The sequence below is a fragment of the Paractinoplanes brasiliensis genome (genome assembly GCF_004362215.1).
GTDB lineage: Bacteria > Actinomycetota > Actinomycetes > Mycobacteriales > Micromonosporaceae > Actinoplanes > Actinoplanes brasiliensis.
The window spans coordinates 1,854,651-1,870,780 of sequence record NZ_SNWR01000002.1; the positions used below are offsets into that span (position 1 = coordinate 1,854,651).

A 16,130-nucleotide genomic window follows, 5' to 3' on the forward strand; every position below is an offset into this window, starting at 1 on the left:
CTCTTCCGGGCGAAGGCGAGTCCGCAGGTGGCGCGACGCGGGGGCTCTTGCCGATGTGTGCGGTCACGCCGAAACGGCAACGTGCGCCGCTGGACTCCTCCGCTACTGCACGTAGTTCTTGAGACAGCTGATTGTAGTCGGCCTACGCACGCCTTCGACCGGCCGCGCTGGGTCCAGGTTCGGCGTCGCGCGCCTCGCCGCGTCGGCCGGAGCTCGCAGCGTGGCTCTCGTTCGACAATGCAGGGTGCCGCACGACTGCCGTGTCACCGATGAGTTCCGCCGGGCCGCCGGGTCTGACCTCCGTACGAGGAACCCGTGAAAGGCAGACCGATGACCGAACTGAAAGCAGAACCGGCCCGGCGAACGATCGTCGAGCAGACGCGGCGCCTGGCTGAATCGGCCGCCGCTGCCGGGCCTGACACGGCCGTGCCGACCACGCCGGAGTGGAACATCGCCCAGTTGGTCGAGCACCTCGGCCAGACCCAGAACTGGGTGGCCGAGATCGTCGGGCGGCGCATCACCGACCCCCTGCAGCTTCCCACCGAGATGGCGCCCCTGCCCGCCGACCCCGGCGAGTGGCCCGCGTGGCTGTCGGAGTCGGCCCGGCGGGTGACGGACGCGTTCACCGACGAGGCCCTGGAAGCACCGATTTTCAACGCCGCCGGCGACGAGCGGACCGGGGGACAGTTCTGGCTGGCGAGCGTGCTCAACGAGACGATCGTGCACGGTTTCGACGCGGCCAACGCCGTCCACCGTACGGTCGATGTCGACGCCGGCCTGGCTGCCGCGCTGGTCGGCAACCACCTCGCGATGCTCACCTCGCCGACGTGGGCGATGCTGCGCTCGGAGTCCGCGAACGCCCTGCGCGGCACCGGTCAGATCCTGCAGTGGCGAGCCACCGACACGGGCGACGCCTGGTCAGCCGAACGGCGCCCGGAGGGTGCGACCTGGCAGCACGGAGCCCGGCCGGCCGATGTGACCGTGACGGGCCCGGCTCAGACGCTGCTGCTGACCATGACCCGCCGGCTCCCCCTCACCGAGGTCAAGGTCGACGGTGACGCCACCCTGGCCCGGCATTGGCTCGACAACACCGCGCATGTGGCCGATTGAGTCCCTACGCGAGGGCCTGCAGCAGGCGGTCGACCTCGGCCTCGGTGTTGTAGTGGTAAAGGCTCGCGCGCACCGCTCCCCCGGTTGCCCGCAACCCGGCCGCCTCGAAGTACTCGACCGCGTAGTAGTCGCCGTGGGACACGCAAATGCCCTGCTCACCGAGGCGCCGGGCGGTCTCGGCGGGCGTTTCGCCCTCGACCCGGAACGAGATCGTCGGGCAGTGGTCGCGTCCGGCCGGGCAGAGTGTCACCTTGTCGAGCGCGCGCAGACCGGCCAGAAGACGCGCGGCCAACGCGGTCTCGTACGCCTCGGCCGCCGCCATGCTCGCCAGCACACGTTCACGGCGGCTGCCCTCGGACGGGGACAGGCTCGCCAGGTGGTCGACGGCCGCCGTCACCCCCGCCAGCAGTTCGAAGCTCAACGTTCCGTACTCGAACCGGTCGGGCGCCACCGACGGTGACGGGATCAGCTTCACCGGGTGCAACGGCTCCCAGACGGCCGGGTCGGCGATCACCGCGGCGTAGTGCGGGCCGGACCACTTGTACGCGCTCGTGACGTAGAAGTCGGCGCCGAGCGCTGCCACGTCGATCGGCCGGTGCGCGGTGGCGTGCACCCCGTCGACGTGAACCAGCGCGCCGGCCGCGTGCGCGAGGTCGGCGATCTCGCGGACGGCGGGCACCGTTCCGACGGCGTTGCTGGCCGCGGTCACCGCGACGAGCCGGGTGCGCGGGCCGACCAGCTGCGAGTACTGCCCCACCGGCAACTCACCGGTCGTCAGATCGACATCGGCCCACCGTACGGTGGCTCCGGCGGACTCGGCGGCCTGAACCCACGGGCGTACGTTGGCGTCGTGGTCGAGCCGGGACACCAGCACCTCGTCGCCGGGGCCCCAGCCCCGCGCGAGGGTCCGCGCCACCAGGTAGGTGAGCGCCGTGGCGCTGGGCCCGAACACCACCCCCCGCCGGATCGCCGCCGACCAGGTCGGCCACGGCGGCACGGGCGGCGGCCACGATCTCCCCCGACCGGCGGGCCGGCTCGTGCGCGGTCCCACGGTTGGACACGGCCGTCCGCATGGCAGCGCCGATCGCCTCGATCACCGGCGTGGCCGGCTGGGTGCCCCCGGCCCCGTCGAAGTGCACGAACCCTTCGGCCAGAGCGGGGTAATCGGACCGGATGCGGGCGACGTCAAGGCTCATGATCGCCAGCCTACGACCGCGCCCGGGACCAGCACGACCGCGCCTCCGGCCAGGGCCCGGGACATCAGGGCCGGTACTGCGGCACCACCCGGCTGCGGGTTCTGGCGGGCCGGCCGGGTTGGGCCGGCGGCCACGCGATCATGGACATCATGGGTCAGAACGGAGCGCGGGCCCGCTCGGGCGGCGGACGTATGGGTGCCCCGGGGACGCCGTTGTCCCCGGGGCACCGCGACACCAGGATCAGGCCAGGGCCCGCCGCAGGGCGTCCAGTCTCAGGGCCCAGATGCGCTGCGCCAGAGCGGCCTCAGCGGCGAAGGTCTCCGCCGCGTGATAGGCGCCCGGGTGGATGTGCAGTTCGGTCGGAACCCCCGCGGCCATCAGACGTTGAGCGAACGCGAGGTCCTCGTCGCGGAACAGGTCCACTGTGCCGACGTCGATGAATGCCGGCGGCAGCCCGCTCAGGTCCTCGGCGCGCGTCGGGGCGGCGTACTGGTCGGCCGGTTTTCCGCCCAAATACCACGCCCACGCCTCGATGTTGCCGGCCCGGTCCCAGATGCCGATGTCGGTGATCTCGTGGCTCGACTCCGTCGTGTTGGTGTCGTCGATCATCGGGTAGATCGGCATCATGAACTTCAGCTGCGGGCCGCCCCGGTCGCGGGCGAGCAGCGCCGTCGCGAGGGTCAGGCCGCCGCCCGCCGACGCGCCGTAGATGGCCAGCCGGTCGGCGTCGAAGCCGAGCTCGGCCGCGTTCTTGGCCATCCACACCAGGCCGGCGTAGCAGTCCTCGACCGGCGCCGGGTGCGGGTGTTCGGGCGAGAGCCGGTACTCGACCGAGACGACGACCGCGCCGACCTGGTCGCAGATCATGGTGGCGTTGGGGTCCTCGCCGTCGACGCTGCCGAGGATCATGCCGCCGCCGTGGATGTAGTAGATGCCGGGCAGCGAACCGGTGGCGTTGACGGGCTTGTAGATGCGTACGGTGATGTCGGGTTCGCCCTCGGGGCCCGGAACCGTCCGGTCCTCCTTGACGACGTTCGGGTTCTCGGGGATCTCGATGCCGGACAGCATCGCCTGCACGGTGGCGCGGCGCTGCACGATGTCGGGCACCGAGTTGAAGCCGCCGGGCATGGCCTCGAGCAACTGGTTGAGCGGGACGGCCACTTCCGGATCGATCAGTTCACGACGGGACACGGTTGACTCCTTCGACGGTCGGAAAAGCTAAGCGGCCAGGGAAAAACCCTCGTAGCCCTTGGCGGCCACGTCGTCGCACTTCTTGCGGTACTCCCCCACGCCGCCGCAGTACGGCATGAAGACGCGGGTCTTGCCGGGCACGTTCGCGCCCATGTACCAGGAGTTGGCCCGGGGATAGAGCGTGTAGCTCGCCAGCTCGTTGACGTGGTCGACCCACGCCTCCTGCGCGCCGGGGGTCGGCTCGATCGTGCGCAGCCCCTCGCGGTCGAGGTGTTCGATGGCGTCGGCGACCCAGTCGACGTGCTGCTCGATCGACACGATCATGTTGGACAGCACCGACGGGCTGCCCGGCCCCGTGATCATGAACAGGTTGGGGAAGCCGGCCGAGCCGATGCCCAGGTACGTGCGGGGTCCGGCGCTCCAGGTCTCCTTGAGCGAGAGCCCGTCGCGGCCGCGGATGTCGACGTTGGTCAGCGCCCCGGTCATCGCGTCGAACCCGGTCGCGTAGACGATGACGTCGAACTCGTACTCCTGCTCGGAGGTGCGGATGCCCTTCTCGGTGACCTCGACCAGCGGGGTACGCCGCAGGTTGACCAGGTTCACGTGCGGCAGGTTGTACGTCTCGTAGTAGTTGGTGTCGAGGCAGGGCCGCTTGGTGCCGACCGGGTAGTCCGGGCAGAGATCGTCGGCGACCTGCGGGTCCTTGACGATGTCGCGGATCTTGTCGTGGATCCAGGCCTTGGCCGTGTCGTTGGCCTCCTGGCTGGTGGCGAAGTCGGTGAAAGTGGACAGGAGGTTGACCAGGCTGCCGCTCTCCCAGGCCTGCTCGAAGGCCGCGTTACGTTCCTCGGCCGACACCTCCAGGGCCGATTTGGTGGGTACCACAACGGGCACGCCGGCGCCCGACTCGCGCTGGGCCTGGCGGTACGCCCGGTAGCCGGCGCGCATCTCGGCGATCTCGTCGTCGCGCAGGCGCCGGTTGCGGGCGGGCAGCGAGTACGACGGCGTGCGCTGGAAGACGGTCAGTTCGTCGGCCGTCTCGGCGATCACCGGGATGGACTGGACGCCGGAGGATCCCGTACCGATGATGCCGACCCGCTTGCCGGTGAAGTCGACCTGCTCGTGGGGCCAGCGCGAGGTCTGGTACGAGGTGCCCTTGAACGTCTCGATGCCGGGGATCTCGGGCAGCTTCGGCGAGGACAGGCAGCCGGTCGCCATGACCAGGAAGCGGGCGGTGACGGCGTCCTCGTGCTCGGTGCGCACGAGCCACACCTTCCGCTCGTCGTCCCACGTCGCGCCCGTGACCCGCGTACGGAAAACAATGTCTTTGCGCAGGTCGAAACGGTCGGCGACGTGGTTGGCGTACTTGAGGATCTCGGGCTGGGTGGGGTAGCGCTCCTCCCACGGGTATTCCTGCTCCAGATCTTCGGAGAAGGAGTACGAGTAGGCGAGGCTTTCGACGTCGACGCGGGCGCCCGGGTACCGGTTCCAGTACCACGTGCCGCCGACGCCGGCGCCGGCCTCGAACACGACGGCGGTGCGGCCCTGTTGGCGCATCTTGTGCAGCAGGTACATGCCGGAGAACCCGGCGCCGACGATGACGGCGTCCACGCTCGGCGGAACGTTGCGGCTCTGAGTGGCGGTCTCCTGGATCGTCTGGGACATGTGCGGACTCCTGGCGAATCGGGGCCGGTCATCGGCTCCGGGCAGGTTCCGTCGCCGCACGTCGGGGGCGCGGTGGGATCTGTTCGGGGCTGCGGTGACGACCGAGGGGTGTGAAACGCGCTCGAGCTTCCCGTCACCCGCCGTGATGTCCGAGTGACGTAGCACACAACATAGAATGCATTCTGCATCGGGTCAATGTTTCAGCGGTGTTTCTTTCCCCCGACGAAAGATCACTTGACCAGGGCAAAAGACCGAACCGCAGACGTACGCCTCGTCGGCTGCCCCAACCGCACCGGGGCAGAACCCCGCCTTCGGCGGCTGCCGCTGCACAGCAGAGTGCAACGAAAGGGCCGTAGCGCACGCTACGGCCGTGGTGGTGGGTCAGGCAGGATTCCGGCGCTCAGCCGTTGAGCAGAGCCGCCATCTCGGGCAGCTTGAAGAACTCCGCGGTGGCCCGAGCCGACGGAGTCCCGCCGTCCGGGTCCGCGCCCGCGGCCAGCAACGTCCGCACCGTCACCGCGTTCTGCCGGAACACCGCGGCCGACAGCGCCGACTGCCCCCGATCGTTGACCCGGTTCGGGTCGGCCCCCTGCTCCAGCAGCGCGGCCACCGTGTCCGGGTGGTTGTGGTACGCCGCGAGGATCAGCAGCGTGTCACCCTTGTCGTTGGTGAGGTTGGCCGTCAGCCCCGCCACCACGTTCCCGAGCAGTTCCTCGGTGCCCCCGGAGCGCGCCAGGTCGAACATGCGATGCGCGTAAGCGATCGTCTCTTCATCGAGGTCGGCCACGGCTGCACTCTACCCGGGGGACCGCCCCGGAAACCGTCCACCGAACGATGCGCTGCTCACAACGGCTCTCAACAGTGGGGTGCCTGGCCCTCCGGGGGCGCCGGCGGGGCGGACGGGATCTGGGACTTCACGGTCTTCTCGACCAGGATCAGGGCGAGGACGCCGAGCGCGGTCAGCGGGAGCATCACGTACCACTCCCCCAGCACGCCGTAGTCGCCGCTCAGGCCCATCTTGTGCAGGATGGTGACGACGGCCACCGGCAGGCAGGACAGGCCGATGAGGATGCGGCGGATCCAGATGTTTCGCATGCCGGAAAGTGTGCCGGGCGGCCCATGGCCGGCGGATCTGGCGATCGGCGGAAATGGGTCTATACCCGAGGGCATAGGCGTCAGCGGCGCTCGATCTGCTCGATGGTCTGGACGATGCCGCGCAGGTTCTCGGTCATCTCGTGCTGGCCCTCGCGCGACAACCCGGCCACCACCTTGGCCTCGAGCTCGTTGAACCGCGGGTACAGCTCCTCCATGAGCCGTTTGCCGTCGTCGGTCAGGTGGATCTCGACGAGGCGGCGGTCGTCCTCGCGGCCCTGCTTGCGGATCAGGCCCTTGCCCTCGAGTGTCTTCACCACACCGGTCAACGTGGCCTTGGAGATCGCCGCCGCCTCGGCCGCGTGCCGCGTCTCCATGCCGTCGAAGATCCAGACCACCCACATCACGACGAACCCGGTCCACGTCAGATCGTACGGCCGCAGCACCTCGTTCGACGCGTACGCGCGGACGGCGTTGGCGGCACGGTAGATGCTGGACACCGCCATGGCCGCCGCGAAGTCCAGGCCGAGCGACTCCACGTACTGGCGCATGGCGCGCTCGGTCTCGGCGAGGTTCGGGTGGTCCTTCATGGCGACGATGGTACGTTCCGGGGTCATGCTCGTCGTCGATGCGAAGGCCCTGCAGCAGGCGCAGGACAGGCTGCGGGAACGCGGGATCGACGTGGTGCGCCTCGGTTACAGCGACCTCCTGGGCGCCGAGCGGGGCCGGGACCTTCTCGTACGCCGGTTCGCACGCACGGCCGCCGATGGTGTGGCGTTCTGCCGCTCGGTCTTCGCCACCTCCCCGCGGGGGGACGTCATCGACATCGAGGGTGGACTGTCGGCCGGTCTGCCGGATGTGCTCGCCGTTCCCGATGTCGGCACCGTACGGGACATCCCGTGGGAGCCCGGCGTCGCGCACATGATCGCCGACGTGTTCGACCCGGACGGCACCCCGTCGCAGGAGAGCCCCCGCACCGTTCTGCGCCGGGTGCTCGACCGCTACGACGGCGTGATCCCGGTGGTCGGGCCGGAGCTGGAGTTCTTCCTGCTGGAGCCGGACTCCGGGGCGCCGCGCGGCTGGAGGCGTTATGGCGAGGGCACGGGCCGCGTCTACACCGCCGGTTCCGTGGGCGACCCCGAGAACACGCAGCTTGCGTGGTTGCGCCGGCTCGACGCGTACGGGCTGGAGGTGGTCGCGGCGAACCACGAGTTCGGATCGGGACAGTTCGAGATCAACCTGTGGCACTCGGACGCGCTCGACGCCGCCGACCGCACGTTCCGGTTCAGGACGGCCGTCCAGGAGCTGGCCCGCCGGCAGGGCAAGCTGGCCACGTTCATGGCGAAGCCGTTCGACGACGACGCCGGCTCCGGTTTCCACGTGCACTTCTCGTGCCGCGCGCCGGACGGTGGCGCGCTGTTCGACGATCCGACCGGGCAGGACGGGCTGTCCCGGGCCGCCCGGTCGGCGGTGGCCGGGATCCTGGCCCACGCGCCCGCGCTCGCCGCGCTGCTGAACCCGACCGTCACCTCGTACAAGCGTCTCGGACCCGGCACGATGGCGCCGTGGCTGGCCGACTGGGGGCTGGACAACCGCAGCGCCCTGATCCGGGTGCCGCCCGAGCGGGGCGGGGCGACGCGGCTCGAGGTGCGGCTCGGGGACGCCTCCGTGAACCCGTACGTGGGAATTGCCGCCGTGCTGGCCGCCGCGCATCTGGGCATGCGGGACGGGCTGGAGCCGCCGCCCCCGCTGGAGGGTTACGGCTACGACGCCGCGCGGGCGCCCCGGCTGCCCTCCGGCCTCGCGTCCGCGCTGTCCGCCCTGGAGGCCGACGCCGAGCTGGCCGACGTGCTGGGGCCGCGGTTCGTCGCCGCGTACGTCGCCTACAAGCGCAACGAGCTGGAGCGCTTCGCCCGGACGGTGACCGACTGGGAGTTCCGCGAGTACGCATGAATCGCCCGGCCACGGGTATCCGCCTCGCCGCCGGCAACGAAGCATGCGAGGAGACCACCATGACCAACACCATCGACCCGGACGTCGTCGACATCCTGACCGCGGACCACCGCGACGTCACCGCCCTGATCGGCGAGATCTGGACGATCACCGACCCGATGATGCGGCGCGACCTGACCGACACCGCGATCAGCGAGCTGGTGCGGCACGCGGTGGCCGAGGAGATGCACGTCTACCCCGCCATGCGCAAGCACCTGCCGGACGGTGAGAAGTCGGTGGAGCACGACGTCGAGGAGCACAAGGAGCTGGAGGAGCTGATGAAGCGCCTCGAGGACGTCGACGTGTCGAGCCCGGAGTTCGACGAGGCGCTGCGCAAGCTGGAGGCCGTCCTCGCCGACCACGTGCAGGACGAGGAGTCCGGCCAGTTCCCCGAGCTGCGCCGGCACATCCCGCGCGAGGAACTGGTCGAGCTGGCCGGCAAGGTCGAGACGGCCAAGCGGCTGGCGCCGACCCGCCCGCACCCGAGCGCGCCGAACAGCGAGCTCTTCCACAAGCTGGCCGGCCCGGGCGTGGGCCTGGTCGACCGGCTGCGCGACAAGCTGACCGGCCGCGCCACCAAGTAACGGTCAGGCGGCCTGGAACGAACGCCGGGAGAGGCCCACCGAGTACCCCTCCAACTTGGTGATCACCGGGGCGGTGGGCTCGGTGGCCGCTCCCAGCGTGACGAACAGCGGCGTGAAGTGCTCGACCGTGGGGTGCGAGAACGGCATGCCCGGGGCGGCGCTGCGGAAGCGGGCCAGCTCGGCCACGTCCCCGCGGTCGAGCGCGTCGGCGGCCCAGGCGTCGAAGTCGGCCGACCAGCCGGGCACCTTGTTCTCGGTGAACATCTCGCGGGTCAGGAACGGCAGGCCGTGGGTCATGTGCCCGGAACCGATCACCAGCACGCCCTGCTCGCGCAGCGGGCGCAGCCGGGCGCCGAGGGCCAGCAGCTCGTCGGGGTCCTCGGTGGGCAGGCTGAGCTGCAGCACCGGGACGTCGGCGAGCGGGTACATGATCTTCAGCGGCACCCAGGCGCCGTGGTCGAGGCCGCGGCTGTGGTGGCCGTGCACCTGCTCACGGTCGGGCATCATCGCGGTGACCTGCCGGGCCAGCTCGCCGGCGTCCGGGGTGTCGTACCGGAAGGTGTAGTACATCGGGTTGAAGCCGCCGAAGTCGTAGACCAGCTCGGCCGGGCGGGCCGCGCTGACCGACAGCGGCGCCGACTCCCAGTGCGCGCTGACCACCAGGATCGCCTTGGGCTTGGGCAGCGAACGGGCCCAGGTGCGCAGCGGGTCGAGCCATTGCGGGCTCTCGAACGGCATCGGGCCGCCGCCGTGGCTGACGTACAGGCTGGGCATCGCCCCGTCGGCCGGGGTCCACTCGCGGTGCGGGTCGGAGGCCTCGGCGGCCGCGGCCCGGCGCACGTGCGCCGCGAACGGGTGCGAGGCAGGGATGCGGGCGTCGGCGGCCGAGGTGGTGCTGGTCATGAGGGCTCCTCGTCAAATGGTTGAAGCCTGAAGCTCCTCCTACCATACGTCAGAAACTTGTACCGTCAACTAATCCGCCACGGTGTGATCGCTCCCATACGGCCGGTAGGCCGGCGATGAGCTCGGGATCTGACGAGCGCCACCTTGTGCACGTCAGGCCGGCGGTCTCGCTGAATCCCGCACCCGCCACGACAGACGGGCGGTGTGTGCCGGCTCGCGCAGAGGCGGCCGGTCGGGCGGGGCGCCGGCGCCGTAGCGCGCGGCGAGTGGGCCGGCGGTCACCCCGTGAGCCAGAACACTCATGAGGATGGTGCTGACGATGACCACCACCACGGGGGTGCCCGCGGCGCCGAGTTCCTCGACGGCAAGCAGGGAAAAGACCACCGACGCCAGCCCACGCGGCCCGAACCAGGCGACGAACAGCACGGTGCGCCGGCCCAGACCGGAGCCGGCGAGGCTCAGCGCCACGGGAATGATCCGGACGACCGTCAGGCTCAGGACCGCGTAGCCGGCAACGGACCAGTCCAACCGGCCGTACAACAGCGGTACCGCGACAGCCCCTACCAGCGTCCACACCAGCAGTGAGGCCAGCCCCGCAGTCTGCTCCACATAGAAGGCTCCGCGGGGACCACGGTCTCCGGCCATGTGGCCGAACGCGATCCCACCGGCGAACGCGGCCACGAAACCGTTGCCGTGGGAGGCCCCGGCCGCCGCGTAGGACGACAGGGCCAGGGCCAGCACAGCCGGGCCGGCGAAGCCTTCCTGGACCCAGCCACGAGCACCGGCAGTACGCATGAGCCAGCCGCCGGCTGTGCCCACCGCGGCGCCGACCGCCACTCCGACAGCCAGCTGAACAACCGCGTCAAGCATGCCCGAGCCGCCGTGCCCGCCCGCGGTGGCGACACCGGCCAGTGCGACCAGCACGATCGGCGTCACGATGCCGTCATTGAGTCCGCTTTCCACGTTGAGCAACCGGCGAATCCGCGCCGGCACGGCCGGGTGGGTGATCACGATCGCACCGAGCGCCGCGTCGGTCGGCGCCAGCGCCGCGCCGATCAGCAGCGCCGACCACACCGGAGCGTCCAGCAACCACCACGCGCAGACAGCCCCCGCGGCGACCGTGAGCGGCAGTCCCACCCCGAGGAGCCGCCCGTACAGTCCGGCATCGGTCCGCAGCTCGCGGAGCCCGATCCGGGAGGCGTCGGAGAAGAGCACCCATACCAGCGTCGCCTCGGTGAGCACCGTGACGGACTCCGTCCCGGTGTGGGCGTCGAGTGGCGTCGTGGCGGCAATCAGCATCCCGACACCGACGAACACGATGGGGCCGGTGACGTCGGAGCGCGTCAACCGCGCCGAGAAGGTCCCCCAGACGAACACGACGGCCGTCATCACGGCGAGTGCGCCAGCGGCCATACCTGATGTCATCGTGCTGCGCCGTCGAGCGGTTCATCCGGCGCGGATGACAGCACCGCCCCCGCCCGTCGCCTGCCCTCTCGTTTCCGCCACCACCGGAACGGCGACGCCTTGTCCCGCACGAGTGAGATGCCCCGATCGGGCCGGGAGCCTCATCCCCCAGGCATGACGCGCGTCGACCGCACCGGCCCGAGGCTGGCGGCATGGCGAACGATTACCCGCTCATCGCCGATCACGGGCTGATCGGCGACATGCAAACATCCGCCCTGGTGAGCACCGACGGATGCATCGACTGGTTCTGCAGTCCACGGTTCGACTCACCCAGCATTTTCGGCGCCCTGCTGGACGCCCGGCGCGGCGGGCACTTCCGGATCCGCCCCACCGCTCCCGTGGTGACCAGCAAGCAGCTCTACCTGCCCGACACTGCCGTACTGATCACGCGTTTCCTGACCGACTCGGGTGTCGGCGAGGTCATCGATTTCATGCGGGTCGTCGACAGCACGACGGCCACCGAGGACCACCGGCTGATCCGGATGGTGCGCTGCGTCCGCGGCGAGATGAGTTTCGCCGTGGACATCGCGCCCCGCTTCGACTACGGGCGCGAGTCGTCCCGCACCCATATCAGCCAGGACGGCGTCGTGTTCGAGGGTCCCCGCACGGCCGTCTCGGTCTGCCTCGTCAGCGAGCCCGACGACGAGCGGCTGGCCCGCACGTGGGCCGACGAAGCGGGCGACGTGCACGCCGAGCTGCGGCTGACCGCCGGGCAGATGCGCGGCCTCTCCCTGCAGACCGGCCCGCCCGGTCCGATCCGCAGGATCCCGGTGGACGAGGTGTGGCAGTTGTTCCACGACACGGTCCGGTTCTGGACGACGTGGGTGAGCCGATCGACCTACACCGGGCGTTGGCGCGAGACGCTGCATCGCTCGGCCATCACGCTCAAGCTCATGACCTACGCCCCGACCGGCGCGATGGTCGCCGCGCCGACCGCCGCACTGCCGGAACAGATCGGTGGTGAGCGCAACTGGGATTACCGCTACACATGGGTGCGGGACGCGTCGTTCTCCGTGTACTCGCTTCTCGGAATGGGCTTCACCGATGAGGCCGCCGCGCTGGGTCGATGGCTGCGCGACCGCGTCGACGAGGGCAGGGGCAAGAACGGCAGCGGGCCGCTGAACATCATGTACCGGGTCGACGGCAGCAGCGACCTGAGCGAGGAGACGCTGCCGTCCTGGTCCGGCTACCGCGGATCGGCTCCGGTGCGCATCGGCAACGGCGCCGCCGGCCAGCTCCAGCTGGACATCTACGGCGAGGCGATGGACAGCATCTACTTCGCCGACCGGCACGGGGCGGCCGTCGGCCACCAGGGCTGGGAGCGCATCTGCGACCTGCTCGACTGGGTGACCGTCAACTGGGATCAGCCGGAGGAAGGCATCTGGGAGACCCGCGGTGGCCGGCAGGACTTCACCTACGGCCGGCTGATGAGCTGGCTGGCCCTGGACCGGGGCATCCGCATGGCTGCCGAACACGGCCGCCCCGCCGGTGTGGAACGGTGGAGGATCGAGCGCGACGCCGTCTACCGCCAGATCATGACTCGCGGCTGGAGCCCGCAGCGCCGTGCTTTCCGCCAGCATTACGGCACCGATGTGCTCGACGCTGCGCTGTTGCGCATGCCGACCGTGGGTTTCATCGCGCCCAAGGACCCGATGTGGATCTCCACCCTGGCCGCCATGGACGAAGAACTGGTGATCGACAGCCTGGTCTACCGCTACGACCCGGCCGCCTCGCCCGACGGCCTGCGCGGCAGCGAGGGCACGTTCTCGCTGTGCACCTTCGCGTACGTGTCCGCGCTGGCCCGAGCAGGCCAGGTGAACAAGGCACGGGTGACGTTCGAGAAGATGCTGACCTACGCCAACCACCTCGGCCTCTACTCCGAGGAGATCGGACTCACCGGCGAACAACTGGGTAACTTCCCGCAGGCGTTCACCCACCTGGCACTCATCGACGCCGGCATCGCGCTCGACAGCGAACTCGACCGGCGCCGCTGACCGGCATCGCAACCCTGGTCAGCGACCGGGGCAAGACTTCGTCCGCTCGGGATGAGGTTCGCCGTCCTCCCCCGCGGTGCACTGGAGGTCACCATTCACCAGGTTCCGGGAGGGCAGTTCCGTGTTCGATGACAACGGGTCGTTTCTGCTGGCCACGCTCGAGTTCTTCATCTTCTTCGCCTGGTTCATGGGCTTGTTCTGGATCTTCGGGGACCTGTTTCGCAGCCGGGACCTCGGCGGCGTGGCCAAGACGTTCTGGACGCTCTTCCTGATCATCCTCCCGCTGCTCGGCATGCTGGTCTACCTGATCGCACGGGGCGGCGGCATGACCGACCGGGCGCTGAGCGCGCATGCGGAAGCGCAGCGCCGGCAGGAGACCTACATCCGCTCAGTGGCATCGGATGCCGGTGCGGGCACCGCCACCCGGCAGATCACCGAAGCGAAGGCGCTGCTCGATTCCGGCGCGATCACCGCCGACGAGTTCGAGCGGCTCAAAGCCGAGGCGTGGGTGAAGTCCCCGGTGGCCTGACGGCATCCGGGCCGGGCCACCGGGCCCCGTGCAATGCAGGACGCTGGAACTCAGCAACCCCTCCTGAGATGCGGTCACAGGCAGTTGGCGGGCAGCAGGAACCAGCGCAGCTTCTCGAAGGGGGCGGGAAGCTGCACCCCACCGCCGTCGACCGGGTCGGGACGGCTCGCCATCAGCTCGCGGGCGAACTCCAGATAGCCGGGCAGGGCGTCCTCACCCACCGTCTCGGGGCCGCCCGGCTGCAGCACCGTGCCGTCGGCGAGCAGCTGCAGGTCGGCCAGGCTGGGCCTGTCCGGCTTGGCGGCGACGTGCCGCCACTGCCCGGTGAAGGGGTTGAATCGGTAGTCGGTGAGCAGGCGGGCGCCCTGCTCGGCGATCAGCGCGACCGCCTCGGCCAGGTAGCCGGCGACCGCGTCGGACAGGAAGTAGGCGAAGTTGAGCCGCGCCCAGCCCGGCTTGACGCCCTCCCAGCCCGCCTCGATCTCGTTCTGCATCCGGCGCGACAGTTCCGGGCCGATACCGAGCAGGCGATGCCCGTACGGGCCGGCGCACGAGCACCCGCCGCGCGCCTGGATGCCGAACAGGTCGTTGAGCAGCGCGACCACGTAGTTGTGGTGCAGGTAGTGCTCGCCCGCGCGGATCCGGAACGACACGATCGGCAGCCGGTCGGACTCCAGGTCGCCGAGGATCTCGATGCGCCGCTCGCCGGCCCAGCGCTCGCGGGCCCGCTGCCACAGCCGGTGCTCCTGCGCGGCGATCACGTCGGCCCCGACCGTCTGCTTGACCTGGAAGACCAGCCCGGCGCGGATCGACTCGACGATGGCCGGGGTGCCGCCCTCCTCCCGGGCGACCGGGTCGTCGAGGTAACGGTGGCTGTCGGGGTCGACGAACGCCACCGTGCCGCCGCCCGGCACCGTGGGCACCCGGTTGGCCAGCAGGTGCTTGCCCGCCACGAGCACGCCGGGGGTCTGCGGGCCGCCGGGGAACTTGTGCGGCGACAGGAAGATCGCGTCCTTGCCGGCCATGCTGATCGGCAGGTACGGGCCCGCGGCCGCGTAGTCCCAGACGGACAGGGCGCCGTGCTCCCGCAGCAGCGCCGAGATCGCCTCGACGTCGGTCAGCAGGCCGGTCACGTTGGAGGCGGCGCTGAAGCTCCCGATCAGCAACGGCCGGTCCCCGTACGCCTCCAGGGCCCGTCGCAGGTCCTCCAGGTCGGGGTGGCCGCGCTCGTCACCGCCGATCTCGACGACGTCGGCGATGCTCTCGCGCCACGGCAGAACGTTGGAGTGGTGCTCGTACGGGCCGACGAACACGACCGGGCGCTCGCCGGCGGGGATGCGCTGGGAGAACGCGTACCGCTCGTCCAGGCTCTCCGGGATGCGCAGGCCGAGCAGCGCGACCAGCTTGTTGACCGCCGTCGTCGAGCCGGAGCCGCAGAACAGCACCACGTCGCCGGGCCCGCCCCCGACCGCCCGGTGGATGATCGCGCGGGCCTCCTCCCGCAGCGCACCCGTGCGGGCCCCGGTCGAGGACGCCTCGGTGTGCGTGTTGGCGTAACCGGTCAGGACCGTCCGGCGGATGTACTCCTCGACGAAGTCGAGCGCCTGCCCCGAGGCGGTCTGGTCGGCGTACGTCACCCGGCGCGGCCCGTACGGCCCGTCGAGCACCGCGCCCGAGCCGATCGAGCCCTCGCGCAGCCGCCGCAGCATCGGTGTTTCCATGTCTTCCCTCGCAGCACTCGTGGCGTCCCGGAAGGCCTTCTTCGGCGCCCGGTGGGGCGCCACGGGCGAGAGTAGCCTGGGCGCACACCCCCGCCTCGCCGTCGCCGGGTCAGCCCGGCTGCAACATGTCGGCGTAGTCGCTGCTGCGCAAGGGTGCGCTGGTCAGCGTGCCGTCGGAACGGGGCACCTCGAGCCGCTGCCCGTCCCGGGTGAACCGCACCTCGGCCACGTCCGGGCGGGCGGTCAGGGTGCAGACGACCTGCGCGTACGCCAGGATCTTGTCGTTGCGGGCGCGACCCTCGCCGGCGTCGGGGAACTCCACCGCGGCCTGCGCGCCGGTGATGCCCCGGGCGGTCAGCTTCACCCCGGACAGCACGGTGGTGAGCCCCGCGTTGCGCTCCTCGGCGGTGGGCCCGGTGACCAGGCTGTCGAGCTGGGCCTGCGGCGTGGGATAGGACCGCGTACGGCGTACCTGCTGCACCAGGTTCTCGTCGCGGACCAGGCAGATCACCTGGGCCACGTCGCCGACCGGCTCCGACGTGCCCTGTCCGGGACTGGTCAGCGCCTGCCGCGGCAGGTCGACGACGTGCGGCTCGTCCTGGGCGCCGACGCCGCAGCCGCCCAGCAGGAAAACGGTCGTCGTCGCGATACCACAGGCCCTGCGCATTTTTGAATGATGCCCCGGCCGC

Annotated in this window: 14 protein-coding genes and 1 pseudogene; 5 read left to right on the forward strand and 10 right to left on the reverse strand. The window is 70.6% G+C overall.

Translation table 11 applies throughout. The features are described 5' to 3' along the window. Positions 1 to 330 precede the first annotated feature (330 nt). Positions 331 to 1,110 carry a maleylpyruvate isomerase family mycothiol-dependent enzyme gene (locus tag C8E87_RS40400; RefSeq protein ID WP_133878614.1) on the forward strand — a complete coding sequence of 260 codons (780 nt, stop codon included), beginning with the start codon at positions 331 to 333 and terminating at the stop codon, positions 1,108 to 1,110. 4 nt (positions 1,111 to 1,114) lie between these two features. Here C8E87_RS40400 and C8E87_RS40405 read toward each other — a convergent pair. The 6 genes and pseudogenes from C8E87_RS40405 to C8E87_RS40430 form a co-directional block, all read right to left on the reverse strand. After that, positions 1,115 to 2,306 (reverse strand): annotated as a pseudogene (locus C8E87_RS40405) (cysteine desulfurase-like protein). A gap of 240 nt (positions 2,307 to 2,546) precedes the next feature. Beyond that, complete coding sequence (locus C8E87_RS40410) at positions 2,547 to 3,497, reverse strand: alpha/beta hydrolase (RefSeq protein ID WP_133878615.1); 951 nt, start codon at positions 3,495 to 3,497, stop codon at positions 2,547 to 2,549. Between the two features lie 27 nt (positions 3,498 to 3,524). Further along, positions 3,525 to 5,162, reverse strand: coding sequence for a flavin-containing monooxygenase (locus C8E87_RS40415; RefSeq protein WP_133878616.1), 1,638 nt, complete (start codon positions 5,160 to 5,162; stop codon positions 3,525 to 3,527). Positions 5,163 to 5,562: 400 nt separating this feature from the next. After that, positions 5,563 to 5,907, reverse strand: coding sequence for an ankyrin repeat domain-containing protein (locus tag C8E87_RS40420; protein WP_133879253.1), 345 nt, complete (start codon positions 5,905 to 5,907; stop codon positions 5,563 to 5,565). A 110-nt stretch (positions 5,908 to 6,017) separates the two neighbouring features. Continuing rightward, entirely contained in the window at positions 6,018 to 6,257 is a 240-nt protein-coding gene (locus C8E87_RS40425) for a hypothetical protein (protein WP_133878617.1), read from the reverse strand. An 80-nt stretch (positions 6,258 to 6,337) separates the two neighbouring features. Further along, positions 6,338 to 6,844, reverse strand: coding sequence for a MarR family winged helix-turn-helix transcriptional regulator (locus C8E87_RS40430; RefSeq protein ID WP_133878618.1), 507 nt, complete (start codon positions 6,842 to 6,844; stop codon positions 6,338 to 6,340). Between C8E87_RS40430 and C8E87_RS40435 the strand changes: the two genes are divergently transcribed. Further along, on the forward strand, positions 6,843 to 8,207 hold the full coding sequence (locus C8E87_RS40435) for a glutamine synthetase family protein (RefSeq protein ID WP_239080667.1): 1,365 nt from the start codon (positions 6,843 to 6,845) through the stop codon (positions 8,205 to 8,207). The genes C8E87_RS40430 and C8E87_RS40435 overlap by 2 nt on opposite strands. 59 nt (positions 8,208 to 8,266) lie before the next feature. Continuing rightward, positions 8,267 to 8,830, forward strand: coding sequence for a hemerythrin domain-containing protein (locus tag C8E87_RS40440; protein ID WP_133878619.1), 564 nt, complete (start codon positions 8,267 to 8,269; stop codon positions 8,828 to 8,830). A gap of 3 nt (positions 8,831 to 8,833) precedes the next feature. Here C8E87_RS40440 and C8E87_RS40445 read toward each other — a convergent pair whose 3' ends face one another. Both C8E87_RS40445 and C8E87_RS40450 read right to left on the reverse strand, forming a co-directional pair. Then, entirely contained in the window at positions 8,834 to 9,733 is a 900-nt protein-coding gene (locus C8E87_RS40445) for a dioxygenase family protein (protein WP_133878620.1), read from the reverse strand. A 153-nt stretch (positions 9,734 to 9,886) separates the two neighbouring features. Next, a complete protein-coding gene (locus C8E87_RS40450) occupies positions 9,887 to 11,146 on the reverse strand; it encodes a cation:proton antiporter (protein WP_166661438.1) in 1,260 nt (419 codons plus the stop codon). A gap of 203 nt (positions 11,147 to 11,349) precedes the next feature. On the opposite strand from C8E87_RS40450, the gene C8E87_RS40455 reads away from it, so the two are divergent. Beyond that, a complete protein-coding gene (locus tag C8E87_RS40455) occupies positions 11,350 to 13,191 on the forward strand; it encodes a glycoside hydrolase family 15 protein (protein ID WP_133878622.1) in 1,842 nt (613 codons plus the stop codon). 121 nt (positions 13,192 to 13,312) lie between these two features. Next, positions 13,313 to 13,720 carry an SHOCT domain-containing protein gene (locus C8E87_RS40460; RefSeq protein ID WP_133878623.1) on the forward strand — a complete coding sequence of 136 codons (408 nt, stop codon included), beginning with the start codon at positions 13,313 to 13,315 and terminating at the stop codon, positions 13,718 to 13,720. 74 nt (positions 13,721 to 13,794) lie between these two features. Here the strand turns inward: C8E87_RS40460 and C8E87_RS40465 are convergent, their stop codons facing one another. Next, the gene (locus C8E87_RS40465; protein WP_133878624.1) at positions 13,795 to 15,441 is read right to left on the reverse strand and encodes an aminotransferase class V-fold PLP-dependent enzyme; all 1,647 of its coding nucleotides are present in this window, start codon (positions 15,439 to 15,441) and stop codon (positions 13,795 to 13,797) included. A gap of 109 nt (positions 15,442 to 15,550) precedes the next feature. Then, positions 15,551 to 16,108 carry a GerMN domain-containing protein gene (locus C8E87_RS40470; protein WP_133878625.1) on the reverse strand — a complete coding sequence of 186 codons (558 nt, stop codon included), beginning with the start codon at positions 16,106 to 16,108 and terminating at the stop codon, positions 15,551 to 15,553. Between the last annotated feature and the right edge of the window lie 22 nt (positions 16,109 to 16,130).